Here is a 22,366-nt window from a genome sequence, read left to right as displayed (position 1 = left end):
CCGGAGCCCTGGAGACGGGATCCGGCGGTGAGCCGGTGGAAGTGACCCGGCCCGGAGTACGCCGGGCCGGCCGTCGCCCGACATCCGTCCGTTTCCCGGCCGCGACCGCCGTGGAGATGAACCGCCTTCGTGTGAAATCCGGATGAGCGGGCATGGCAGTGGGCAGACAGCGCGTCCGGATCCGGCTCCTCCGACGGGCCGGCATTCCGTACGGAGTTCCTCCGGCCGTGCTCTGACCCGTTGTCACACGCGGAACGGATGGGCACATGGAAGGCCATCGCGCCGAAGCGTCGGGATCATCAGCGGCTTCGGCGGCACCGGCGGCGTCTTCCTCCACGCCGGCCGAAAAACTGCACGAGGCCGCCGAACAGCTCGCCGTGTCGGCGGAGGCCGTCGCGGAGATCGCGGCGAACGCCGCCGCCGCCGTCGACCCGCGGCTGCTTCCCCACCGGCTGAGAGTCCTGCTGATCATCCGGGCACACCCCGGGATCAATCTGACGGGACTGGCCAAGGCCGTACGGCTGCCACTCCCGCGCGCCAGCCGGGTGTGCAGCGGCATGGAGTCGGCGGGCATGCTGGAGCGCCACTCCGTGGTCACCGACCGCCGGGAGATCGGGCTGGCGCTCACCCCGGAGGGCGAGGCCCTGCTGACGGACTACCGGGCCCGCCGGACAGCGGAGATCACCGAGGTCATGCGCCGGATGCCGGCGGGTGACCAACGCCGTCTCCTCACCGGACTGCGGTCCTTCACGCGGTCACTCGCCGCCGTCAGAGGCCCCGGCGGCGAGTGGCCCCGACCCGGCCGGACCGGGCGGTGACCCGGCCGTCAGAGCCTCCTCGACGGAGCCGTACACAGGGAGGGCGTGCTCCAGTCCGATGACCGAGAACAGCCTCTGGACGAAGGTGGAGAGCTCGGCGAGACGCAGTCTCGGGCCCAGTGCGCCGTGAGCGCGCAGGAGCACATTCACCGTCGTGGAGTCGGCGAAGCTGACACCGGACAGATCCACGACGACCGGACCCCGCACGGTCTCGCCGGCCTCGGCCAGCGCGGTGGCGAGCGGAGCGATGTTGTCCAGATCGAGATCGCCGCTGACAGCGAGAACGAACGCGTCGCCGTCCTGTCTCGCCGCCATCGCCATGGCCTGTCCTGCACTGTGGGGAGGTTGCACGGAGATCCTTCAGAGACTGGTGGAGGAGGACGGAAGACGGTGCCGCCCGGCCCCACGGCTCACTACACGGTGCCACCACGATAGAAGCGATAGTTGTCATTTGACAACATTCTCTGGTGGGCAACAATCTGTTCACTGCTTCCACGCGATGAGCTTGCGCGGAGAGTAACGTGTCAATGCCAGGAAGTGGGCCCGAATGAAGCTATGCGCTGTCCGCCACGTGGCTCTGCTCGGACTCGGCGCGTGCGCTGTCCACGGCACTGAGACGCCGGGTCGCCGCGGCCCGGAACGCCGTCAGCCCCTCCGCGAGCATGACGATGTCCGACGGATCCATCTCCGCCAGCACCAGCTCGACCTCCCGGCTCCGGAAGGCGCGGTACTCGTCCAGCACCTGGTGGCCGCGCCGGCTCAGCCGGAGCTCCACCTCGCGGCGGCTGGTCGGACTGGGCGAGCGGACCACGAGCCCCATGGCTTCCATCCGGTCGCAGAGCCTGCTCAACGAGGAGGGACGCGAGCCCAGGACCTCTCCGAGCGTCCGCAGATTCGCACCCTCATGTTTTTCGATGACAAGAAGGGCCCGTAGTTGGGAAGGCGAGACCGGCCCGGAAGGCGCAGCCTCCTGGCCACGCCCCCACAGCACCTCAAGCAGTTCCGAGGCGGCGCAGGCGGCCTCGGCAACCTGCTCGCGTTGGTGCGGCTTACCGGTGAAGCGGGACATCGATCCACTCTTTCATCCGGCACGGGCCTTTGTCAGCCCAGACGGACCCGACCCTGGAAGAAGAAGGCCAGAACGACAGTGACTCTACTCTCGGATGTGGAAAGAGCGGTCCGTACAGCGGCGCCGCATGCCCTGGTGGACACGCTGCGGGGCCGGCTCGCCACGTCGTACGGCGCGGCATCCGTACAGCTCTACCTGGCCGACTACGGGCTCACGGTGCTCCAGCCCGTCGACACGTCCACCCACCCGGCCGAGGCCCTGTCGCTGCACAACACCCCGGAGGGCCGGGCCTTCGGCAGCCAGGAGCGGCATGAACAGCAGGTCAGGCACCGGGACGCGGTGGACCATCATCTGCCGGTCACCGTCCGCGGCGAGCGGCTCGGCATTCTCACGGTCCGGCTGCCCGGCGACCGCTCCACCCCGGACACGGTCGAGGATCTGACGCAGGTGGCCGAACTGCTCGGTCACGAGATCCTGGTGGCCGAGCGGGACACCGATCTCTACCAGCGCGCCCGCAGAGTGAACCGGCTGACCCTGGCGGCCGAGATGCAGTGGGAGCTGCTTCCCGCGCGGGCCTGCACCGCGCAGGAGTACGCCGTCGGTGCCCAGCTCGAACCCGCCTACGCGATCCACGGCGACAATTTCGACTGGGCGTCGGACGCCGACGAGCTGACGCTCGCGGTGACCAACGGTATGGGCGAGGGCATCCAGGCGTCCCTGCTCACCAATCTCGCCGTCAACGCCCTGCGCAACGCCCGCCGGGCCGGGATCGGTATCGCCGACCAGGCCGCGCTGGCGGACCAGGCCCTGTACGAACAGCACCGGGGCGCGTCCTATGTCTCGACGCTGCTGCTCCGGTTCGACCTGGCCACCGGCAAGGTGGAAGCGGTGGACGCCGGATCGCCACAGCTCTGGCGGCAGCGGGACAAGACCGTCGAACGCATCGATCTGGACGCGCAGCTTCCGCTCGGCATGTTCGAGGAGTCGGACTATGTGGCGCAGACGTTCCATGTCCTGCCGGGCGACCGGCTGGTCTTCGTCAGCGACGGGGTGTACGCGGCGGTCTCGCCGCAGGGCGAGGTGTACGGAGACCGTGCGCTGGCCCGTGCGATCAGCTCGACAAGTCTGCTGCCCGCCGCCATGGTGCCGCGCGCGCTGCTCCGCGAGCTGGCGGCCTACCGCGACGCCGAGTCCACCGACGACGCTCTGGTCCTGTGCCTGGACTGGTTCGGCAGAGAGGAGGACTGAGGACGGCCGGGCGGCCTCACCGAGTCGGGCCGTCCTGTCCTGACCGCAGCCCTCGGGCGGCGCTGCCCGGGCTCGTCGGCCCCGTGCCGGTCCGGTGGCGGGGCCATGCGCCGCCGCGCCGGGAGGCGCCGGAATCAGACTCCGGCCCGGTGGCGCCCCAGGTCGAACGCGGCCTGTACCCGCTTGCCGACCGGGACCCGCTCGGCGGTGAGCCGGTCGCTCAGCGCGTGGACGATCTCCAGGCCGTGACCGCCCAGGCGCCCCGGGTCCCGCGCGTAGCGGCGCGGGAGGGTCGAGCTGCTGTCGTACACGGTGACGGTCACCTGCCGGTCGGTGCCCTCCAGCTCCAGCAGATACGGGCCGTGGCTGTGCCGCTCGGCGTTGGTGACCAGTTCGCTGACGACCAGCAGCAGATCGCCGGTCGTACGGTCGCCGAGCGCGGCGAACCACTCGGCCTCAAGCTGCTGCAGAAACCTCACCGCGAGCAGCCGGGCCTCGGCCGCGCAGCCCGGCTCCCCGCTGAATTCGGCGGCGCGGCGCAGCGGCTGTACGGATTCCGGCGCGATGGACGCGAAGGCCGGGCCGTTAATGGTCTGTTCGTTCATACGCTCCTGCCCCGCGCCGGTGAGGGCGATCGGGGACCCCCTTCTCGGATCCCTTTATGCCCTCACACGCCGACGGTATGCGGACCGGTTCCGTGAAGGCGGTCACGTCTGTCCCGGAAGCCGGACCACGGTGACGAAGAACTCGTCGATCTGGCGGACGGCCGCGATGAACTGGTCGAGGTCGACCGGCTTGGTCACATACGCGTTCGCGTGCAGCTTGTAGCTGCGGAGGATGTCCTCCTCCGCCGAGGACGTGGTGAGTACGACGACGGGGATCAGCGACAGCTCGGGATCGGTCTTGATCTGCTCCAGGACCTGGCGCCCGTCGTACTTGGGCAGATTGAGGTCGAGCAGGATGAGATCGGGCCGGGGAGCGTCTCCGTGGGCACCGCGCTGGTACAGGAAGTCGAGGGCTGCCTCTCCGTCGCGCACCACATGGAGGGTGTTGCGGATCTTGTTTTCCGCGAAGGCTTCACGGGTCATCAGCTCGTCGCCGGCGTCGTCCTCGACAAGCAGGACCTCGATGGCGCGCGCGGGACTGGTCACTGGGCGGCTCCCGGCGGAATGGGCGTAGTGGTCGGTGGGCCGTCTTCCGGCGAGACGTCGGCAGTGGCGGTGCCGGGACCGTCGGTCGCGGCGGGAGCGCCGCTGACGGGCAGGGTGAAGTGAATTCGCGTGCCGCCTTCCGGCACCGGCTCCAGCCAGATCCTGCCGCCGTGGAATTCTACGATCTTGCGGCACAGCGCCAGACCGATCCCGGTTCCTTCGTACTCGTCCCGGGCGTGCAGCCGCTGGAAGATGATGAAGACCCGCTCGGCGAACTCGGGCGCGACTCCGATGCCGTTGTCCGTGACGGTGAGATGCCACTCGTCGCCTTCGCGGGTGCGGCCGATGACGATCCGGCCGGGTTCGTCGGGCCTGCGGAACTTGACCGCGTTACCGACGAGGTTCTGCCAGAGCATGGCGAGCGTGGTCGGATCGCCGGTGACGGTCGGCAGCGGGTCCGGCCGTACGACGGTGACGCCGGACTCCTCGATGACCAGGGCGAGGTTGCCCAGGGCACTGTCCAGGACGCGGTCCAGCTCGACGGTCTGCACGGCGTCGTGCACCCGCCCGACCCGGGAGAAAGTGAGCAGATCGTTGATCAGGATCTGCATGCGCTTGGCGCCGTCGACGGCGAAATCGATGTACTGCTTACCGCGGCTGTCCAACTGGTCGCCGTAACGCTTCTCCAGAAGCTGGCAGAAGGAGGCGACCTTGCGCAGCGGCTCCTGAAGGTCGTGCGAGGCCACGTACGCGAACTGCTCCAGCTCGGAGTTCGAGCGGCGCAGTTCCTCGGTCTGTTCCGCGAGAAGCGCCTCCCGCGACTGGGTGGCCGCGAGTTCGTCGGCGAGGCGCCGGCGCATGTCCTCCACGGCCGCGCCGACGGCACGCACGTCGGAGGGCCCGGCCGTCTCGATACGCCGGTCGAACGCTCCGGCGCGTACGCCGTCGGACGCGGCGCGCAGCGCGTTCAGCGGCCGACCGACCATCCGGTGCAGCACAACCGCGAGGCACACCACCGCGACGGCGAAGACGCAGAGGATCACGATCAGCACGAGGTCGCGCAGGTCACGGGACTCATTGAGCTGGGCGCGCGCCCGGTCCCGGGCGGCGTCGAGATGGCTCTGCTGGGCCGCGAACAGTTCGCGCACCTCGTCGAACTTGACCTTGCTCTGGGTCAGCCGGTCGGCGGAGGCCGCTTCCGCGCCCCGTGTCCGTACGGACGCGATCAGCGGCTCCGCCTGGTCACGGCGCCATTCCTCGGCGGCGCGCGTGATGCGGGCGAGGTCGTCCACGGCCTCGGGGTCGTACGACACGATGCCGCTGATACGGCGGGTGATCCGCTGCTCGTCCTCGCGGCCCTGCGCGTAGGGCGCGAGGAACGACGGGTCGGCGGTGAGCGCGAATCCGCGCACGCCGGTCTCCTGGTCGAGCAGGGACTTCTGGAGCTGGAAGACATTGGAACGGGCCGGCTGGATGCGGTCGACGAGTTCCGTGGTGCGGTCGTTCGTCTGCGACAGCAGTACACCGCCGACGACGGTGCAGCAGCACACCACCAGCACCAGTGCGGCGAGGATGAGCTGCACCCAGCCCTGCACCGAGAGCCGGGCCTGAGTCGTCTGCCACACCAGCGCGCGACGGAGAGGCCGCTCGGCGCGCGTCGCGTTCTCCGTACCGGTACTCGTCGCGTTCTCCGTTCGCGTCCCGCTGTCGGTGGTCATGGTGCGCCGCCCCAGCCGAGATGGAGTACGGCGACGTCGTCCGCGAGGCCGCCGTAGGGAGCGGCTCCCTCGGTGGCCTCCTCGACCAGCGCGTCGATGAACGCGCTCGCGGGCAGTGCGCCGTACTTTCTGGCCACTCTGAGGAGCCCGTCCTCACCGAGCCGGGTCGAAGGGCCCGTACGCCCTTCGAAGAGGCCGTCGGTGAAGAGCACCACATGACCTCCGGGTGGCAGCGGCAGCTCGGTCTCCGTCCAGCGTCCCATGCCGGGCAACAGGCCGAGGGCCATGCCCACCTCTGGCTCTTCCCAGCCGACCTCGGAGCCGTGCCGTACGAGCAGTCCCGGATGACCGGCGCGGACGACCCGCACCTCCCGGCCGCCGGGCGGAAAGACGAGAGAGCTCACCGTCGCGAACACATGCTGGTCGGAGCGCTCGGCGACCAGGATCTCCTCCAGGAGCCTGACCTGCTCCAGCGGCGCGGTCCCGCACAGCACGGCGGTGCGCCAGGCGACCCGCAGACAGACGCCGAGGGCCGCCTCCGCGGCGCCGTGTCCCGAGACATCGCCTATCACGGCGTGCACCGTGCCGTCCGCGGTCTGTACGACGTCGTAGAAGTCGCCGCTCAGCAGGCCGTGGGCACGGCCCGGCTCATAGCGGGCGATCGCCTCGAATTCGTCGCCGCGCAGCAGCGGAACGGGCAGCAGGCCACGTTCCAGCCGGGCGTTCTCCTGAGCCATCAGCTCATTGGCGCGCAGTGCGGCGGTGGCCTGTTCGACCTGCTTGCGCTGGAGGGCGTAGCGGACCGCTCTGCTCAGTGATTCCGGGTCGAACCGTCCCTTGACGAGATAGTCCTGCGCACCGGTGGCCACCGCCGAGAGTCCGGCCTCGCCTTCGGCCAAACCGGTGAGGACCACGATGGCGGCGCCGGGAGCGCCGCCGACGATCCGGGTGACGGCGTCAACACCGTGCACGTCCGGCAGATGGAGGTCGAGCAGCACACAGACCGGCGTGGTGCAGGTGGCGAGGAACCGCTGCGCCTCGGCCAGGGTCTTGCACCAGGTGAGCGGCGCGTCCAGGTCGCTGTCCAGCAGCATCTCCTCGACGAGGAGCGCGTCGCCGGAGTCGTCCTCGACCAGCAGCATGACCGCGTCGAGCGACCACAGGGAGTCCCGTACGGCCGCGGGAACGTCCTGCGACGGCACGGCCCCGGCGCTGTGAGCGCCCCGCACGGGACGCGATGAGAGGCCTACGGGCAACTCGACCACACTCCACCCCCTCACCCGGCGGCGCCGGGCCGCCCGGCGTCGTATCGGCCGGAAGCATATGCGACAACCCGAGCGTCATTCCGCTCACGGTGCGAGAACGCTCCCCAGGGGTGTACTTGTGGCAAACCGGCCGGACGGAACGGTATATCCGCGCACACTGGTTCAGGTACTCCGGTTCACGAGCGGGAGAAACATGCGATGCTCTCCGCCGGGCCCAGGGCCACGCGGGCGCGTTCACCGCGTGACGGAGGGGGAACAAGCATGTGACACCGGGCACAAGCACGGCACGAGTTCACCGGCATGAATCCACAGCCGCGTATGGGGGTGCGGGGATGACAACGGTCGACGACGGAGCGGACAACGCCGTCACAGGACCACCTTCGTGGCTTGAGGCACGCCCGGCGGACACGGCCGGTGCCCGTGCGCTGACGCGCTCCTTTCTGGAGCTTCACGAGCCGACGGTGCCCGAACGCACCGCGGTCGATGTGCTGCTGGTCGTGTCGGAGCTTGTGACAAACGCCATTCGCCATGCCGACGGTGTGACGGCTTTCCGGATCTCCGCCCGTACGGGAGCGGTCGAGATCATGGTGCGCGACGCGAGTCCGCGGCTGCCCCGGCACAAGGAACACGGTGCCGACTGGCTGCCCGGCGGCTACGGCTGGCCTCTGGTGCGTCAACTGGCCGAGGTCACGGTGCTCCCGCTGGAGAGCGGCGGCAAGGTCATCACAGCACTGATCCGTCATTGACCGGCCCTTCGCCCGACTGACCGGTCCCTGACCGTTTCGATACGACTGCCGATCGCCAAGTGATCACTCCAGCGACGGCCTCCGTACATGGCGTGCTGTGGCGCCATGAGTCCCGACCATGCTCAGGCACCGGACCACGCCGTCGTGACACCTCACCCCGTCGGCGATGCGTACGTCGTGACTCTGACGGGCGAAGTGGACCTCGATGTCGCGCCCGGGACAGAGCTCGCGATCCGCGACGCGGGACGGCTCGGCGCCAGGCGTGTCGTCATCGACCTGTCCCGGATGACTTTCGCGGATGACTTTCGCGGATGACTTTCGCGGATGACTTTCGCGGATGACTTTCGCGGATTCGACGGTCCTGTATCTGCCGCTGTCCGCGGCGCGGCGGTACGAGCCGCGCCTTGTCGGCCCGCCGCGGCCGTCGGTGCGGCGGCTGCTCGATGTGACCGGCACGGCCGGGCGCTTTCCCGCATCTCAGTGCGGTAGGAGGACACGGACCGGGCAGGTTCACCGCGGCGCGCCGGCAGCGGATCAGGCGATCATGACGGATCGTTCGCGGGCGGCTCGCGCGGCGGCGGAGAGACCGTCAATGTCGTACGCGCCGTGGTGCCGCCGTCCGTTGACGAAGAAGGTCGGCGTGCCCGACACGCCGCTCATATCGGCGGACTCGACATCCTCGGCGACCCGGTCGGCTCCCGCGTGGGCCCGCAGATCCCTGCGGAAGCGGTCGGTGTCCAGCCCGATCTGTTCGGCGTAGCGGAGCAGATCGGCGGGCCGCAGGTCGCCCTGGTGGGCGAGCAGGAGATCGTGCATCTCCCAGTAGCGGCCCTGCAGAGCCGCGGCCTCGGCCGCCTCGGCCGCGAGCTGCGCGTTCGGATGGACGTCGTTGAGCGGCAGATGGCGCCAGACGTACCGGATGTCCCCGGCGCCGGCGAGAAGCTCACGGATCACGGGCTCCGCCAGCCCGCAGTACGGGCACTCGAAGTCGCCGTACTCGACGACCGTCACCGGCGCGTTCAGCGGACCTCGTACATGATCGCGGTCCGGATCGACGGGTACGGCCAGATCGACGATGGACTCGGAGGTGCCGAGCAGGGCGCGTGCGCGCCGGCGCCGCGGCAGTGCTCCGATGACCCCGGTGACCAGCCAGGTGGCGGCGAAGGAACAGATCACGGCGGCGAGAATGCCGATCTTCGCCTGCTCCAGGTCGCTGCCGCTGAAGGCGAGGGTGGCGATCAGCAGCGAGACCGTGAAGCCGACGCCGGCGATCGTGCCGCCGGCCACGGTGGCTCCCCAGCCGACCGGCGGGCGCAGTCGTCCGTGGCTCAGCCAGGTGGTCAGCAGCGAGGCACCGGTGATGCCCACGGGCTTGCCCACCAGATAACCGAACAGGATGCCGAGCGTGATCGGCGAGGTGAAGGCCCGGCCGAGCTGGTCGGCGCTCATGGTGATGCCCGCGTTGGCGAGAGCGAACACCGGCACGATCACATAGCTCGTCCACGGGTGGTACATCCGCAGCAGCCGCGCGTTCGGGGAGATCGCCGAGGCGAGCCCGAGCCGCACATCGCGTTCCAGCTCCGGTGTGGGCTGCTCGCGGAAGAGCCGGAACAGACCACTCGCCCGCTCCAGATCGCTGCGTGACGCCGGATAGGCGTAGGTCATCAGCCCCATCGCGAGGCCGGTGACGACCGGATCCACCCCCGACTTCAGCAGGGCGACCCAGGCGGCCACGGCGAGCAGCCCGTACACCACTCCCCTGCGCACACCGACGGCCCTGACCAGCAGGATCACCACGAAGATACACAGGGCCACCACCAGCGCGACGACATTGACATGTCCGCTATACGCGATCGCGATCACGCCGAGCGCGACGAAATCGTCGACGACGGCGACGGTGAGGATGAAGACGCGCAGGCCCCTCGGCAGACGTTTCCCGAAGAGGGCGAGGATGCCCAGGGCGAACGCGGTGTCCGTCGACATGGCGACGCCCCAGCCGTGCACCGAGTCGTGGCCCGCGTTGATGGCGAGATAGATCGCGACGGGAACGGCCATGCCGCTGATGCCCGCGAGCAGCGGAAGCGCGACCCGCTTCCGTTCGCGCAGTTCGCCCATGTCGAACTCGCGGCGCGCCTCCAGGCCGACGACCAGGAAGAACAGGGTCATCAGTCCGCTGTTCACCCACTCGCGCAGGCCCAGCGAGACACCGGTGGAACCGATACGGACGGCGAGCTCCGTGTGCCAGAACGACGCGTATGACCCCGGACCCGCGTTGGCCCAGACGAGCGCGGCCAGGGCCGCGACCAGCAGGACGGCGGCGCTGCCTGTCTCCGTACGCAGGAAATCGCGCAGCGGGGTCCGCATGTCGTCGCCGCAGGAGGTCTGGCCGGAGAGGCTCGGGATCGCCGGTGGCACGGTCACGTCGTCATTGTCCTTCGGATCAGGTGTTATGTGCCGGAGGGCGCCCCGGGAACGGTGTCAGTCGAGTTGAACGCCGAGGAGGTGGTCGAGGCTTCCCGCCATGTCCGGGTGGGCCGGGGCAGGCGTGGCCCGTGGGGCGACCTTGCGAGCCATTGATCTGTCCATGACTATGGAGCGCCATGTCACTGACGCAGCCGTGGAAGGGACTCGCCATGCCGCAGCACCCCGCAGGGACGCCCCGAAGAACTGTCCTGTCGGCCGCCGCCGCGACCGCTGTGGTGAGCGTGCCGTCGGTGGCCCAGGCGGCCTCCGCGACCGCCTCCACCGGGCGGAAGTCCGGAGACGGTCCCGCCACCGCCCAGTCGCCCGGCCGGGAGCTGCGGGAACTGCTCAAGGAGATCGACCGCGACCGGATCGAAGCGACCGTGCGCCGGCTCGCCGCGTTCGGGACCCGGCACACGCTGTCCACCCAGGACGATCCGGAGCGCGGCATCGGCGCCGCCCGGGACTGGATCCACGCCGAGCTGAAGCGGTACGCCGCGGCTTCCGGCGGCCGGATGACCGTCGAGCTCCAGTCGTATGTGCAGGAGCCCGCCTCGCGGATCCCGGTGGCGACACGGATCACCAATGTCATCGCGACACTCCGCGGTTCCGTCGATCCCGACCGTGTCCATGTCGTCTCCGGCCACTACGACTCGCGTGCCACCGATGTCATGGACGCGGTCAGCGACGCACCGGGCGCCGACGACGACGCCTCCGGAGTCGCGGTGGCGATGGAACTGGCCCGGGTGATGGCGAAGCGACGTCCCGCCGCGACCATCGTCTTCGCCGCCGTCGCCGGTGAGGAGCAGGGTCTGTACGGGTCCACCCATATGGCGGAGCGGTTCAAGGCCGCGGGCGCGGACGTCCAGGCCATGTTCACCAATGACATCGTCGGCAGTCCCAGGGCGGACGACGGCACGCGCGACCCGTACAGCGTGCGTCTCTTCGCCGAGGGAGTGCCCACCTCCGAGACACCGCAGCAGGCCGACACCCGCCGCTCGGTCGGCGGCGAGAACGACTCGCCGACCCGGCAGCTCGCGCGGTTCGTCCGTGACGTCGCGGACAACGACGCGACCGGGATGAACGTCCGCGTGGTCTACCGCCGGGACCGCTATCTGCGCGGCGGCGACCACATCCCGTTCCTCGAACGCGGTTACGCCGCGGCCCGCTTCACCGAGCCGACCGAGGACTTCGCCCACCAGCACCAGGACGTACGGGTGGAGGACGGGCAGCAGTACGGTGACCTGCCCGAGTTCTGCGACTTCGGTTACATCGCCCGCGTGGCCCGGGTGAACGGCGCGGCCCTGTGGACCCTGGCCCAGGCACCGGCCGCGCCGCGCGGAGTGAAGATCGTCACCAGCTCACTGACCAACTCCACCGAGCTGGTGTGGGAACCCGGTACGGATCCAGGTCTGGCCGGCCACGAGGTGGTGTGGCGCGAGACGACCGCGCCGGAGTGGACGCATGTGATCAAGGCGGATGACACGACGAGCCACACCGTGGACCTGTCCAAGGACAATGTCTTCTTCGGCGTCCGCGCGGTGAACCGGGCCGGCCTGCGCGGCCCGGTGTCCTTCCCGGTACCGCAGCGCTGAGCGCTGTTCCGGAAACGGCTCCCGCCCGCGCCGTGTTTCGGCCCTCGGGGAGTATCCGGACGGAAATCAGCGGTAGCCGCTGACTCGGATCACGATCCGGTTGGAGCGAGGGTGCTGACGCGGTTCTCGTACTCGCGGCGGGCCTCGCGCCGGGCCGGGACGGCTGGGAGGTCCTGGGCGCCGTCGACGGTCTGCGCCATGAACGTCACGGTGGACAGCAACTCTCCGGTGCGCGGGTGGCGGGCGGTGAGGTTTATCGCGGAGAAGGTGCCGTCGTGGATGCGCAGGGCGATGCGGTCACGACCTCAGAGCCGGCTCGGCAGCAGCACACCGCGTTCTCCGACATCGACTCCCTGGCCGACGCCGGCGGCGCCCCGGGCGAGCAGCCCAGCGCCCGGACGGCATGGAGCGCGTCCTGTTCACCCTGGCACGCCACCAGGGCATCGACCCCGACAACCCCTGCGACGCCCGGCCGGTCAGGCACGGTGCCGGATTCAGGAGCGGCCAGGTTCGTCGCAGGCAGTCCAGATGAGGCGACGGGCGAGCTCACCGGTGCGCTGGGCGGGACCCTCGGGGCCGAGGACGGTGGCGGTGACGTAGACACCGTTGAGGACGAGGACCAGATCGTCGGCGAGCTGCTCGGGGTCGGACGCGCAGGCGTCGGCCGCCAAGTCACGCATGAATTGGCGGACCCGCTGCTCGTGGGTGACCGCCACACGGTTCGCGGGGTGCTGCGGATCGGGGAACTCGGTATGGGTGTTGAGCATGGGGCAGCCGCGGAAGGTGGGCTGTACGGTCTCCTCGATGACGGCCGTGAAGATCGCGAGGAGCTTCTCGCGCGGGTCGTCGACCTGGTCGGTGACCCGGCGCATGCGCACGAACCAGGCGTCGGCGCGGTCCTGTGTGAAGGCGCTGGCAAGAGCATCTCCTCTACGTCGTCCGTCTCGTCGTCGCTGTTCGGGTCGCGCGGTGCCGCAGGCCCGGCGCCGGCGCCAAAAAGGGCATGTCATCGAACCGCCGAGCAGCGGCTCAGACCGTGCTGACGGTGCCTCCGTCGATGACGTAGTCGACGCCGACAATGGAGGCCGCGCGGTCGGAGACGAGGAACGCCACCAGTTCGGCGACCTCCTCGGGCAGACCGGGCCGGCCGAGCGGGATACCACCGAGAGAGTCCATGAGGATCTTCAGTGCCCCCTCGCGGTCCGTGTCCGACCCCTCGGCCAGGCGGTCGACAAGCGCGTCCGCGGCCTTGGTCCGGATGAACCCGGGTGAGACGGCGTTGACCCGGACACCGCGCGGAGCGACCTCGTTGGACAGCCCCTTGCTGTAGGTCGTCAGAGCCGCCTTGGCGGCGGCGTAGGCCAGCGTGGCCTCGTACAGCGGCATGCGCCGCTGAATGGACGAGATGTGCACGACGGCGCCGGAGCCCGCCGCGATCATGGACGGGAGCAGCGCGCGGTCCAGCCGCACGGCGGCCAGCAGATTCGCGCTCAGCGCCTTGTCCCACTCCTCGTCGCCGAGCACCGCGAATCCGCCGGAGGGCGCGTCCGAGCCACCGACATTGTTGACCAGGACATCCACACCGCCCAGCCGCTCCAGCGCCTGGGCCGCGAGCCTGCTCGTGCCTTCGGCGGTGCTCACGTCCGCCTGGACGAACAGCTCCGGTGCCGGACAGCCGTCCGGCAGCGAGCGCGCGCTCACCAGGACGGTGGCTCCGCCGTGCGCCAGGCGCTGCGCGATTGCCGCGCCCATGCCCTTGGTGCCGCCGGTGACCAGGGCTCGCTTGCCCGTCAGGGACTCGTTCAGAGGTGTGTACATCGACCTGTCCGTTACGTGTGAAGGGATGCGGGCGGCCCAGGACGGCCGCTCGCGTCCCTCCACACTGCCACACTTGCTACAGTTCTGAATGTAGCGACTGTAACGAAGTGCTTGCGCAATACGGACACGCGCATGTGGCCCTGAAAACAGAGAATGGACATACACCATGACGAACGAACTCCCGGATGCCGTCGCCGGCTATATGAAGGCCGACAGGGAACGCGACTCGGACGCTCTTCTGAGCTGTTTCAGCCAGGATGCCGAGGTGACCGACGAGGACCGTACGTACACAGGACACGCCGAGATCCGTCAGTGGCGGGAAGGCGCCGCCGCCGCTTACGAGTACACCGTCGAGGTGCTGAGCTCAGAGCCCGCCGGCCCGGACGGCCATATCGTCCGAGCCCGTCTCGAAGGCAATTTCCCGGGCGGTACGGCGAATCTGACGTACCGCTTCATCCTGCTGGACGGGCTCATCAAGAAACTTGAGATCGCTCCCTGACGGCTCGGCGTGGAGCGCGATTCCGGGCGCGGCACCGGATACCGCGCTTCCGCGTACGCGCCGGGAGGATCAGGCGTCCAGGACGAGCCGAAACGGGCTGCGACCGGCCACGCTGCCGTTGACCTGGATCTCTATGGCGTGCTCACCGGCGTAATAGGTCCGCGTGCTGATCTTCTTGAAGGAGTGGCGACGCGCGATCGTGACGCTCTGTCCCGGCTCCAGAGTGCGGGTGGCGAGCTTGAAGACCTTGGGACGGAGAGCGCCGTTGGCTTTCATGTGATGGACCAGATAGTCGACGGCCAGCGCGGCCGCTTCCGCGCCGGTGTTGGTGAGAGTGACCTCGAAGGCGAGTTCTTCGCCCACCGCCACGGTGGTCATGGCCAGGACCGGGCCGGTGACCGTCACCAGCGGTGCGGGCAGATAGCCCTGAAGCGCGAGGGCTCCCGGATGCGCTCGCTTGACCAGCGTGCGCAGACCGTGCCGCACCACCCATTGCGTGTGCGCGTCCGGGTTTTCCAGCCACCGGGCGGCGGTGGCGACGACCAGGTCCGGTTCGTTCCGGCTGATGTCATTGAGATGGTTGGCGACGGAGCGCCGCACATACTCGCTGGAGTCCCGGTAGAGAGCGTCGAGGATCGGAATCGTGCTCTCCGGCGCCGCGAGGATCGCCTTGACCTTCTTCGCCCACGGCAGATGCGGCCGCGTCCCCTCGCTGGCGAGACGACGGACATGAGCGTCGGTGTGCCGGGTCCAGGCGCGGACGCGCGGGAGGGCTCGCGGCAGATCCGTCTCCAGCAGGCGCCGGATGGCGAACTCTCCCGTCAGGCGCGGTGTGAGGTCGGCGAGCAGGTCGAGCGCACCGTCGAACGACGTGGTGGTGCTGCCGTCGCTGAGGGCGGCCCGGACGGAAGCCTCCGTGACCGGCCAGATCAGCCAGCCGGTGAAGAGTTCGTCGTCGAGGGCGGACCGGAAGATCCGGTCCAGCGCCCAGTAGTCCTCGGGCAGGTCCTTGAGCAGGGCATCGGCCAGGAGATCGCTGCGCTCCCGCAGACTGAGTCCTTCGAGGGCGTCGGCCGCGTCGTTCAGCGACCGCAGCTCGCGGCCGGGAGCGGCCCGGCCGACCGTCTCGATGAGTCGCAGGGCGACACCGCGCCCGAGAAGTTCGTCGGCGGTGGGCATACGCGTTCCTGTCGGGTCACCGCGGACCCGGCGGGCCCGGCACGCTACAGCGCTCACTGTAGCTTATGTAGCGCTATCCTTACGGCGTGGCTCATCCCGTCGTAGAAAAAGCATCGTCCAAGTCCGGCGTCACCCGGGACCGGCTTCTGCTGGCCGCCGCCGAACTCATGCATGCTTCCGGCGGCGGAAGTGTCTCCACTCGGGCCATCTGTGAACGCGCCGGAGTCCAGGCGCCGACTCTGTACCACCACTTCGGCAGCAAGCAGGGCCTGCTCGACGCCGTCGTCAACTACGGCTTCACACAGTACGTCGAGGCCAGAAACGAAGAGCGCCCGGGCGGCGGCGGGGACGATCCGGTGGCGCGGATCCGTCACGGCTGGGACGACCATGTCCGCTTCGGGCTTGAGCATCCTTCGTTCTATGTGCTGCTCTACGGGCAGATCCAGCAGGGCGTGCCCTGCACACTGACCGGGCAGGCCGAGGCGATGCTGCTGGAGCTGCTCACCAGAGTGGCCCGGGCCGGTGGCCTGCGTGTCGATCCGGCCGAGGCGGCACAGGAGATCGCCGCGGCGAATGTCGGTGTCACCCTGAGTCTGATCGCGCGGCCCGGCGCCACGGCCGACGCTCCGATGTCACGGCGCGTGCGCGACGCACTGCTGCGTGACCTCATCGACGAGAGCCATCTCACCGGCGAGGACCGGCCCCTCGATGAAGGCGGTCAGGCGGGCACGGACGCGGCACCCGGCATCGGCACGCTGGCGGTGGCGCTGTCCACGGCTCTCGCGAGCGAACCGTCGTCGGCGCTCAGCGATGGCGAGGCGATCCTGCTGCGCGAGTGGCTGGACCGGCTCGGCGGTATGTCGTAGCGCCTGGTCTTCGGCTCCCGCGCGGGATGGGCCCCAGGCCCGCTCCGGACCGCGCGAGCCGCTCAGCCGAGGACGCCGTCGCGGCTGGTCCGCAGGATTTCGTCGGACAGCGCGGGCTCGACCCGCCGTACGGCACGGGCCAGCGTCATCGAGCCCACCATCTCGCTCAGCAGCCGGACGGCCCGTCGGCGCGCCTCGCCCGGATCGATCCGCTCTCCCTTCTCCTCCGCTTCCCGGATGATCTCCGCGGAGAAGCCGGTGAGATAGCCCTCGACGCCCTCGGCGTACGCGGTCTGTACGTCCTCGCTCTGCCGTCCCGCGTCGGTGACGAGGGAGGCGGACGGGCAGCCGCCGTCCTCGGCATCGCGATGGACGGTGGACAGATAGTCGGCGACGACGCGCTCAAGCGGTGAACCGCCCGTGTTGGGGCCCTCGTTGACCGTCTGGGCCAGCAGGCCGAGCGAGGCGGCGAAGGAGGCGTTGCACACCTCGACGGCCAGCGCGTTCTTGGACTGAAAGTGGTTGTAGAAGCCGCCGTGGGTCAGGCCGGCCGCCTTCATCAGGTCCGCGATTCCCACGGCGTCGATGCCCTGGGAGCGGAACATGCGGCCGGCGGCCTCGACGATGTTCTGCCGGTTGCGCGCCTTGTCTTCCTTGGTGATCCGCGGCATGACCGTCCTCCCGGCTTGACCTTTTTCAATGTTGGACCTCATCATAGTGGGCAGTTCCAATGATGACCGTCATTAATACTTCCACGAGATGAGGCCCGCCATGCGCGCCATCACCCATGAACGACAGGGAGAAGCCGTACGGGTCCTGAGCCTGCGCGAGCTGTCCGAGCCGCCGGCGCCCGCCGCGGGCCAGGTGCTGGTCCGCGTGCTGTCGCGGCCGGTCCATCCCGGTGACCTGCTCGGTGTGGAGGGGGTCCCGGGCGTCACCGGGCAGCGGTTTGCCTCGCCGCGGAGCCCCGGGCTGGAAGGCATGGGCGTCATCGAGGCCGTCGGCGACGGCGCCGGAGAACTGCGGCCCGGGCTGCGGGTGGCGTTCTTTCCGGTGCCGGGCGCGTGGAGTGAGTTCGTCACAGCGCCGGCCGGGCTGGTCGTCCCGGTTCCGGACGGAGTCGGCGATGAGACAGCGGCGCTCATGCTCGTCAATCCCCTCACGCTTCTCACACTGCTACGGGCGGTCGAGGACAGCCGGCACGGCGATGCCGGGCCGATCGTGCAGACGGCCGCCGGTTCTTCGATAGGCAAGCTGGTCGGCGCCGCCGCGCTGCGGCACGGCTTCCCGCTGGTCAACCTGGTGCGCGGCAGCGCCGGCAAGCAGGCGTTGCGCAATCGCTTCCCCGAGCTGCCGGTGATCTCCACCGCTGATGCCGACTGGCGGAGCCAGGTCCGGGACGCCACCGGCGGCCGGGGCGCCGGGACCGTACTGGACGCGGTCGGCGGCTCACTCACCGGCGATCTGGTGGCGCTGCTGGCCGACGGCGCCACGCTGATCAGCTACGGCGCACTCGGATCCGGCAGCACCGCGCTGGAATCGCTGGCGCTGACGTCTCGGGAGCTGACCGTACGCGGCGTCTCGGTGGGCCGGTGGCTGACCCGCACCGCCGAGGAGCGCGCCGAGGATGTCGCCTTCGCCACCCGTCTCGCCGAGACCGACCCGGATCTGTTCGAGGTCGCCGGGACCTACGACCTCGCCGACTACGCCGAGGCCATCACCCACGCACGCCGTCCCGGCAAAAACGGAACCGTCCTTCTCACCAGCCCGGCTTCCTGAACCCCGCTCACCGCCGCACCACAAGAGTTCCCGCGGCACCACGAAAGGCACGTGTCATGAAGATCGGAACCCTCGGCGCGGGAATCGTCGCCCAAGCCGTCGCCCGGCACGCGATCGGGCACGGCCACGAGGTCGTGCTGAGCAACCGCCGCGGCCCAGCCTCCCTGGCCGGACTTGTCGAGGGCCTCGGTCCACTCGCCAGTGCGGGCACGGCCGAAGAGGCGGCAGCCGCGGAACTCGTACTGCTCGCCGTGAACTGGACCCAGGTGCCGGACGCGGTGGCGGGTCTGCCGGCCTTCGACGGCCGTATCGTCATCGACGCCACCAACCAGTTCACCTCGCTGCCGCCCCATGCCGAGATCGCCGACCTGGGCGAGCTGACCGGCAGCGAGTACATCGCCTCGCTGCTGCCCGGGGCCCGCGTCGTCAAGGCGTTCAACACGCTCTACGGCCAGTACATCGCCGCCGATCCGCGCCACGACGCGGGTCGGCAGATCCTGTTCCTCGCCGGTGAGGACGCCGCCGCCAAGGACATCGTCGGAGAACTGACCGCCGGTTTCGGATTCGCTCCCGTCGATGTCGGTGGCCTGCGTGACGGCGGCCGGCTCATGCAACTGGGCGGGCCGCTCTCGGGCCTGCATGCCCTCAGACAGGACTGACCTCCGCTCCGCGTTTCCGCTCGCCGACATCCGTCCCGTACAAGGAAGACCTGATGACCAACCAGTCCCGGAACCTCTCCCAGCCGCTGCTGCGGCCCGTTCGCCTGGGCGCGCTGGAGCTGCCCAACCGTGTCGTCATGGCGCCCATGACCCGTGCCCGCGCTCACAACGCGGACCTTGCACCCACCGAGCTGCAGGCCACCTACTACGCGCAGCGCGCCGGCGCCGGTCTGATCATTTCCGAGGGCACCTGGGTCAACGACGAAGCGATCGGCTTCATCAACGTGCCCGGCATCTACAGCGACGCGCAGACCGCCGGCTGGACGGTGGTGACCGAGGCCGTCCACGCGGCCGGCGGACGGATCGTCTCGCAGCTCGGTCACGTCGGCTCGGTCTCACACCCGGACCACTTCGGCGGCCGGCTGCCGGCCGGTCCGTCGGCCGTCAACCCGGGCGAGAAGTCCTTCGCCCCGAGCGGAATGAAGGACACCGTCACCCCGCGCGCGTTCACCGCCGCCGAGATCGGCGACACCCTCGCCGGTTACCGTACGGCGGCCGTCAACGCCCGCCGCGCCGGGTTCGACGGTCTGGAGATCCATGCGCAGGGCCCTCAGCTCATCGGCCAGTTCCTCAATCCCCGGCTCAATAAGCGCACCGACGCCTACGGCGGCAGCCCCGAGCGGCGCGCCCAGTTCCTCCTCGATGTTCTCGACGCCGTCAATGGTGTGTGGGACAGCCCTCGGGTGGGCGTGAAGATCTCTCCGTACTGGACCAGCGGAGCCGCGTTCACCGCGGACGAGGAGACGCTCACCGACTACGACCAGTTGATCAAGAAACTCGGCGGCGGCGGCCTGGCTTATCTCCATCTCATGGGGCCCACGGCCGTGGCCGGGACGGCCGAGGAGCGCCTCGCGCCGTTCGCCCGCTACCGCGCGCTGTACGACGGCCCGATCGTCGCCAACGTCGGCTTCACCCAGGACACCGGCAACGAGATCATCGAGAACGGCGTGGCCGACGCCGTCTCCTTCGGCGCGCCCTTCATCGCCAATCCGGATCTGGTCGAGCGGTTCGCCGAGGGCCATCCGCTGGCCGAGGCCGACCGGGCCACCATCTACGCCGGCCACACGGAGGGCTACACCGACTACCCGGCCGCCACTCCGGCGGCGAAGTGACAGCCGAGGTCAGCCCGCCTCGTCCAGGGCCGCGCTCTCGGCGGCGACGCCGCGCGCCGTACGGACGAACGCGCCGCGTGCGGCGACCTCGACGCCCCGGGGCCATCCCAGCAGAAGCAGAGTCACCGGGAGATCCAGCACGGGTACGGCCACCACCGCGTTGCCGAGCCGGTCCGAGACGCTCGCTCCCACGACCACCACGAGCCGGCCCAACGCGACCAGATCGACGATCTCGCTCAGCCCTTCGGCGGGACACACGGCCCGGTATGCCTCGTCGCGTTCGAGTTCGGCGACCGTCACACCACCGCGGCCCGCCAGCCGGTGCGTGGCGGGCAGCAGCGCCACCGGCCGCTCCCGCGCCAGCTCCACGGTGTCCAGACCGTCCAGATCGCCGTCGCCGCACATCAGCCCGATGCCGGCGGTCCCGTCGCGCAGCGCCGCGGGCTGATCGCGGGTGAAGACGATCTCCACCTCCGCGGCGCCGGACTCCTGTCCGTAGGCGCGCAGCACGTCGGCGAGCAGACCGGACCCGGTACCGGGCCGCGCGGCCACCACCAGCCGGTGCCGCCGGCCGGCCTGCTGGGCTCGGCGCGCGGCGGCGTCGATGGCGGCCAGCGCCTTGCGGCTCTCCTTGAGGAAGACCTCTCCGGCCGGAGTGAGCGACACCCGGCGGCTGGTGCGCTCGAAGAGCCGTACGCGCATACGGCGCTCAAGCCTGCTGATGGCGCGGGACAGCGGAGGCGGCGCGATGCCCAGCCGCTCGGCGGCCCGTGTGAAGTGCAGTTCCTCGGCGACCGTGGCGAAGTACACCAGCTCGCGGGTCTCCAACCGTTCCATACCCTCAGAGTAACGATCCCCGCTCAGGTGCTGTCCCGTACGGGTGCCTGTGACCGCCGGTCACAGGATGAACGCCTGCCTGGTTGCGAGCGCGCGCTCCGCGCACGATGGCGCCGGATGGCCCCATCCTCCGGAGCCGCGAACCGCCATCCCGTCGGCCGCCGAAGGCCACTCCGGCTCCTCTCCGACGGTTGAAAGGCAGTGATCCCCCTTGAGCGCTCTCCCGGACGCGCACGACCCTCCATCCGCATCCGAGACGTTCAACCGGCTGCGGTACGCGGGGGTCTTCGCCCTGTTGTTCCTCTTCGGTACCGAGACCTTCCTGGTCTCGCCCCTGCTGCCGACCATCGCGGACGACATCGACGTCACCGAGGCCGCCGCGGCCTCCAGCGTGACCGCGTACGTCCTCGTGTACGCGATCTGCGCGCCCTTCCTCGGTCTTCTCAGCGACCGCTTCGGCCGGCGGCGGACGCTGTTGGCCGGCGCCGCGCTGTTCCTCGCGTCCAACGCCATCGCCGCGCTCTCCACCGGGCTCGCGCTGCTGGTGGTGTCACGGGCCGTCGCGGGACTCGCCGCAGCCGCTGCCGGACCCGCGATCTGGGCGCATATCGCCGAGACCGCGCCCGACCGGGTACGCGGCCGGGCGCTCGGACTGGGCATGGCGCTGTTCTCCTGCGGTCAGGTCGTCGGCGTACCGCTCGGCGCGCTCCTCGCCGGCTGGGCCGGCTGGCGCTCCGCGTTTCTCGCCATGGCCGTGGCGACGGCGGTCGCGGTGCCGCTGCTGCTGCGTCAGCTACCTGTGGGCGCCGGCCGGCGGGCTCCGGCCGGCGCGGTCAGGTCCGTGCTCGCCGCGTGGAGTGATCCGACGCTGCGCAAGGCGCTGACGGTCAACACCGTGTTCAACGCGGCGAATCTGGGCGCCTACACATTCCTGGGCGCGCTGCTGGTACAGCGGTTCGGACTGTCCGTGTCGACGCTCGGTCTGATCGGCATTCTGGTCGGCGCGGGAAGTGTGGCCGGTTCCCTGATCGGCGGCCGGCTGGGCGACCGGGCCCGCGCCGCGGGACGCGACCAGGTGCCGCTGCTCCCGGTGTGGGGTGCCCTGCTCGCGGTGGGCATCGCCCTCTCGGCCTGGGGCCCGGGTCTGGTGCTCGCGCTCGCCGGAGTGGCGGTGTGGTTCGTGGCGAGCGGTGGTTTCGTCACCGATCAGCAGACGCTGGCGGGCACGGTCAGCCCGGAGCTGCGGGCGACCTCCAGCGCCTGGCTGACCTCGACGATGTACGCCGGTACCGGAGTGGGCGCCTGGGCGGTGGGATCGTTCACCGATGTCGCGACGGGCACACTGGTGATCGGCGCCGGTCTGGCCGTGGTCTCGGCGCTGGGAGCGCTGACGCTCAGAGGAGGCCGCGGCGCGGCGGCGCGGCGGACCGGCGAGCCGTCGGACGCCGAGGCCCGTACGCCGGACCTCGCCTGAGATACGACCC

General features: G+C 70.0%; 23 protein-coding genes. 11 read left to right on the top strand and 12 right to left on the bottom strand.

Going from position 1 to position 22,366, the window contains the following annotated elements; genetic code table 11:
- The first annotated feature begins 266 nt into the window (after positions 1-266).
- A complete protein-coding gene (locus PV679_RS25660) occupies positions 267-818 on the top strand; it encodes a MarR family winged helix-turn-helix transcriptional regulator (RefSeq protein ID WP_319682754.1) in 552 nt (183 codons plus the stop codon).
- Here the strand turns inward: PV679_RS25660 and PV679_RS25655 are convergent.
- Complete coding sequence (locus PV679_RS25655; RefSeq protein ID WP_319682784.1) at positions 756-1,139, bottom strand: STAS domain-containing protein; 384 nt, start codon at positions 1,137-1,139, stop codon at positions 756-758. The genes PV679_RS25660 and PV679_RS25655 overlap by 63 nt on opposite strands.
- A gap of 232 nt (positions 1,140-1,371) precedes the next feature.
- Entirely contained in the window at positions 1,372-1,887 is a 516-nt protein-coding gene (locus PV679_RS25650) for a MarR family winged helix-turn-helix transcriptional regulator (protein ID WP_319682753.1), read from the bottom strand.
- 96 nt (positions 1,888-1,983) lie between these two features.
- Here PV679_RS25650 and PV679_RS25645 point away from each other — a divergent pair, with 96 nt between their 5' ends.
- On the top strand, positions 1,984-3,135 hold the full coding sequence (locus PV679_RS25645) for a PP2C family protein-serine/threonine phosphatase (protein WP_416069801.1): 1,152 nt from the start codon (positions 1,984-1,986) through the stop codon (positions 3,133-3,135).
- A 134-nt stretch (positions 3,136-3,269) separates the two neighbouring features.
- On the opposite strand, the gene PV679_RS25640 is transcribed toward PV679_RS25645, so the two are convergent.
- The 4 genes from PV679_RS25640 to PV679_RS25625 form a co-directional block, all read right to left on the bottom strand.
- On the bottom strand, positions 3,270-3,740 hold the full coding sequence (locus tag PV679_RS25640) for an ATP-binding protein (protein ID WP_319682751.1): 471 nt from the start codon (positions 3,738-3,740) through the stop codon (positions 3,270-3,272).
- A 102-nt stretch (positions 3,741-3,842) separates the two neighbouring features.
- Positions 3,843-4,286, bottom strand: a complete 444-nt coding sequence (locus PV679_RS25635) for a response regulator (RefSeq protein WP_319682750.1) — start codon at positions 4,284-4,286, stop codon at positions 3,843-3,845.
- Positions 4,283-6,004 (bottom strand): sensor histidine kinase, encoded by a 1,722-nt coding sequence (locus PV679_RS25630; protein ID WP_319682749.1) that lies wholly within the window; start codon positions 6,002-6,004, stop codon positions 4,283-4,285. Before PV679_RS25630 ends, PV679_RS25635 begins: the two co-directional genes overlap by 4 nt.
- Entirely contained in the window at positions 6,001-7,146 is a 1,146-nt protein-coding gene (locus PV679_RS25625; RefSeq protein ID WP_319682783.1) for a PP2C family protein-serine/threonine phosphatase, read from the bottom strand. The genes PV679_RS25630 and PV679_RS25625 overlap by 4 nt, the downstream gene beginning before the upstream one ends.
- A gap of 455 nt (positions 7,147-7,601) precedes the next feature.
- Here PV679_RS25625 and PV679_RS25620 point away from each other — a divergent pair, with 455 nt between their 5' ends.
- Both PV679_RS25620 and PV679_RS25615 read left to right on the top strand, forming a co-directional pair.
- On the top strand, positions 7,602-8,015 hold the full coding sequence (locus tag PV679_RS25620; RefSeq protein WP_319682748.1) for an ATP-binding protein: 414 nt from the start codon (positions 7,602-7,604) through the stop codon (positions 8,013-8,015).
- A gap of 105 nt (positions 8,016-8,120) precedes the next feature.
- Entirely contained in the window at positions 8,121-8,330 is a 210-nt protein-coding gene (locus PV679_RS25615; RefSeq protein ID WP_319682747.1) for an STAS domain-containing protein, read from the top strand.
- Positions 8,331-8,549: 219 nt separating this feature from the next.
- Here the strand turns inward: PV679_RS25615 and nhaA are convergent, their stop codons facing one another.
- Positions 8,550-10,379, bottom strand: a complete 1,830-nt coding sequence (gene nhaA / locus PV679_RS25610) for a Na+/H+ antiporter NhaA (RefSeq protein WP_319682782.1) — start codon at positions 10,377-10,379, stop codon at positions 8,550-8,552.
- A gap of 236 nt (positions 10,380-10,615) precedes the next feature.
- Here nhaA and PV679_RS25605 point away from each other — a divergent pair, with 236 nt between their 5' ends.
- Positions 10,616-12,073, top strand: coding sequence for a M28 family metallopeptidase (locus PV679_RS25605; RefSeq protein ID WP_319682746.1), 1,458 nt, complete (start codon positions 10,616-10,618; stop codon positions 12,071-12,073).
- Between the two features lie 494 nt (positions 12,074-12,567).
- Here the strand turns inward: PV679_RS25605 and PV679_RS25600 are convergent, their stop codons facing one another.
- Both PV679_RS25600 and PV679_RS25595 read right to left on the bottom strand, forming a co-directional pair.
- Positions 12,568-12,945 (bottom strand): TetR family transcriptional regulator C-terminal domain-containing protein, encoded by a 378-nt coding sequence (locus PV679_RS25600; RefSeq protein ID WP_319682745.1) that lies wholly within the window; start codon positions 12,943-12,945, stop codon positions 12,568-12,570.
- A 157-nt stretch (positions 12,946-13,102) separates the two neighbouring features.
- Entirely contained in the window at positions 13,103-13,891 is a 789-nt protein-coding gene (locus PV679_RS25595) for an SDR family oxidoreductase (protein WP_319682744.1), read from the bottom strand.
- A gap of 166 nt (positions 13,892-14,057) precedes the next feature.
- On the opposite strand from PV679_RS25595, the gene PV679_RS25590 reads away from it, so the two are divergent.
- On the top strand, positions 14,058-14,390 hold the full coding sequence (locus PV679_RS25590) for a nuclear transport factor 2 family protein (protein ID WP_319682743.1): 333 nt from the start codon (positions 14,058-14,060) through the stop codon (positions 14,388-14,390).
- Between the two features lie 69 nt (positions 14,391-14,459).
- Here the strand turns inward: PV679_RS25590 and PV679_RS25585 are convergent, their stop codons facing one another.
- Complete coding sequence (locus PV679_RS25585) at positions 14,460-15,569, bottom strand: DNA alkylation repair protein (RefSeq protein ID WP_319682742.1); 1,110 nt, start codon at positions 15,567-15,569, stop codon at positions 14,460-14,462.
- A gap of 86 nt (positions 15,570-15,655) precedes the next feature.
- On the opposite strand from PV679_RS25585, the gene PV679_RS25580 reads away from it, so the two are divergent.
- On the top strand, positions 15,656-16,435 hold the full coding sequence (locus PV679_RS25580; RefSeq protein WP_319682741.1) for a TetR/AcrR family transcriptional regulator: 780 nt from the start codon (positions 15,656-15,658) through the stop codon (positions 16,433-16,435).
- 62 nt (positions 16,436-16,497) lie between these two features.
- Here the strand turns inward: PV679_RS25580 and PV679_RS25575 are convergent, their stop codons facing one another.
- Positions 16,498-17,106 carry a TetR/AcrR family transcriptional regulator gene (locus tag PV679_RS25575; RefSeq protein WP_319682740.1) on the bottom strand — a complete coding sequence of 203 codons (609 nt, stop codon included), beginning with the start codon at positions 17,104-17,106 and terminating at the stop codon, positions 16,498-16,500.
- A 100-nt stretch (positions 17,107-17,206) separates the two neighbouring features.
- Here PV679_RS25575 and PV679_RS25570 point away from each other — a divergent pair, with 100 nt between their 5' ends.
- From PV679_RS25570 to PV679_RS25560, 3 genes are read left to right on the top strand one after another with little or no spacing between them, the layout of a single operon-like run.
- On the top strand, positions 17,207-18,214 hold the full coding sequence (locus tag PV679_RS25570; RefSeq protein ID WP_319682739.1) for a zinc-binding dehydrogenase: 1,008 nt from the start codon (positions 17,207-17,209) through the stop codon (positions 18,212-18,214).
- Between the two features lie 56 nt (positions 18,215-18,270).
- Complete coding sequence (locus PV679_RS25565) at positions 18,271-18,873, top strand: NADPH-dependent F420 reductase (RefSeq protein WP_319682738.1); 603 nt, start codon at positions 18,271-18,273, stop codon at positions 18,871-18,873.
- A gap of 53 nt (positions 18,874-18,926) precedes the next feature.
- Positions 18,927-20,045, top strand: coding sequence for an alkene reductase (locus PV679_RS25560; RefSeq protein WP_319682737.1), 1,119 nt, complete (start codon positions 18,927-18,929; stop codon positions 20,043-20,045).
- 9 nt (positions 20,046-20,054) lie between these two features.
- Here PV679_RS25560 and PV679_RS25555 read toward each other — a convergent pair whose 3' ends face one another.
- Positions 20,055-20,882 carry a LysR family transcriptional regulator gene (locus PV679_RS25555; RefSeq protein WP_319682736.1) on the bottom strand — a complete coding sequence of 276 codons (828 nt, stop codon included), beginning with the start codon at positions 20,880-20,882 and terminating at the stop codon, positions 20,055-20,057.
- A gap of 211 nt (positions 20,883-21,093) precedes the next feature.
- Here PV679_RS25555 and PV679_RS25550 point away from each other — a divergent pair, with 211 nt between their 5' ends.
- Entirely contained in the window at positions 21,094-22,356 is a 1,263-nt protein-coding gene (locus tag PV679_RS25550) for an MFS transporter (RefSeq protein ID WP_319682735.1), read from the top strand.
- Positions 22,357-22,366 lie beyond the last annotated feature (10 nt).

This window comes from Streptomyces sp. AK02-01A (genome assembly GCF_033795305.1).
In the GTDB taxonomy this organism is placed as follows: domain Bacteria; phylum Actinomycetota; class Actinomycetes; order Streptomycetales; family Streptomycetaceae; genus Streptomyces.
This window is presented reverse-complemented; position numbering and strand designations above follow the sequence as displayed.

Coding starts and splice junctions, on each gene's coding strand:
- PV679_RS25660 (WP_319682754.1), top strand. CDS start 267: ATGGAAGGCCATCGCGCCGAAGCGTCGGGATCATCAGCGGCTTCGGCG.
- PV679_RS25655 (WP_319682784.1), bottom strand. CDS start 1,139: ATGGCGATGGCGGCGAGACAGGACGGCGACGCGTTCGTTCTCGCTGTC.
- PV679_RS25650 (WP_319682753.1), bottom strand. CDS start 1,887: ATGTCCCGCTTCACCGGTAAGCCGCACCAACGCGAGCAGGTTGCCGAG.
- PV679_RS25640 (WP_319682751.1), bottom strand. CDS start 3,740: ATGAACGAACAGACCATTAACGGCCCGGCCTTCGCGTCCATCGCGCCG.
- PV679_RS25630 (WP_319682749.1), bottom strand. CDS start 6,004: ATGACCACCGACAGCGGGACGCGAACGGAGAACGCGACGAGTACCGGT.
- PV679_RS25625 (WP_319682783.1), bottom strand. CDS start 7,146: ATGCTGCTGGTCGAGGACGACTCCGGCGACGCGCTCCTCGTCGAGGAG.
- PV679_RS25620 (WP_319682748.1), top strand. CDS start 7,602: ATGACAACGGTCGACGACGGAGCGGACAACGCCGTCACAGGACCACCT.
- PV679_RS25615 (WP_319682747.1), top strand. CDS start 8,121: ATGAGTCCCGACCATGCTCAGGCACCGGACCACGCCGTCGTGACACCT.
- nhaA (WP_319682782.1), bottom strand. CDS start 10,379: ATGCGGACCCCGCTGCGCGATTTCCTGCGTACGGAGACAGGCAGCGCC.
- PV679_RS25605 (WP_319682746.1), top strand. CDS start 10,616: ATGTCACTGACGCAGCCGTGGAAGGGACTCGCCATGCCGCAGCACCCC.
- PV679_RS25600 (WP_319682745.1), bottom strand. CDS start 12,945: ATGCGCCGGGTCACCGACCAGGTCGACGACCCGCGCGAGAAGCTCCTC.
- PV679_RS25595 (WP_319682744.1), bottom strand. CDS start 13,891: ATGTACACACCTCTGAACGAGTCCCTGACGGGCAAGCGAGCCCTGGTC.
- PV679_RS25590 (WP_319682743.1), top strand. CDS start 14,058: ATGACGAACGAACTCCCGGATGCCGTCGCCGGCTATATGAAGGCCGAC.
- PV679_RS25585 (WP_319682742.1), bottom strand. CDS start 15,569: ATGCCCACCGCCGACGAACTTCTCGGGCGCGGTGTCGCCCTGCGACTC.
- PV679_RS25575 (WP_319682740.1), bottom strand. CDS start 17,106: ATGCCGCGGATCACCAAGGAAGACAAGGCGCGCAACCGGCAGAACATC.
- PV679_RS25570 (WP_319682739.1), top strand. CDS start 17,207: ATGCGCGCCATCACCCATGAACGACAGGGAGAAGCCGTACGGGTCCTG.
- PV679_RS25565 (WP_319682738.1), top strand. CDS start 18,271: ATGAAGATCGGAACCCTCGGCGCGGGAATCGTCGCCCAAGCCGTCGCC.
- PV679_RS25560 (WP_319682737.1), top strand. CDS start 18,927: ATGACCAACCAGTCCCGGAACCTCTCCCAGCCGCTGCTGCGGCCCGTT.
- PV679_RS25555 (WP_319682736.1), bottom strand. CDS start 20,882: ATGGAACGGTTGGAGACCCGCGAGCTGGTGTACTTCGCCACGGTCGCC.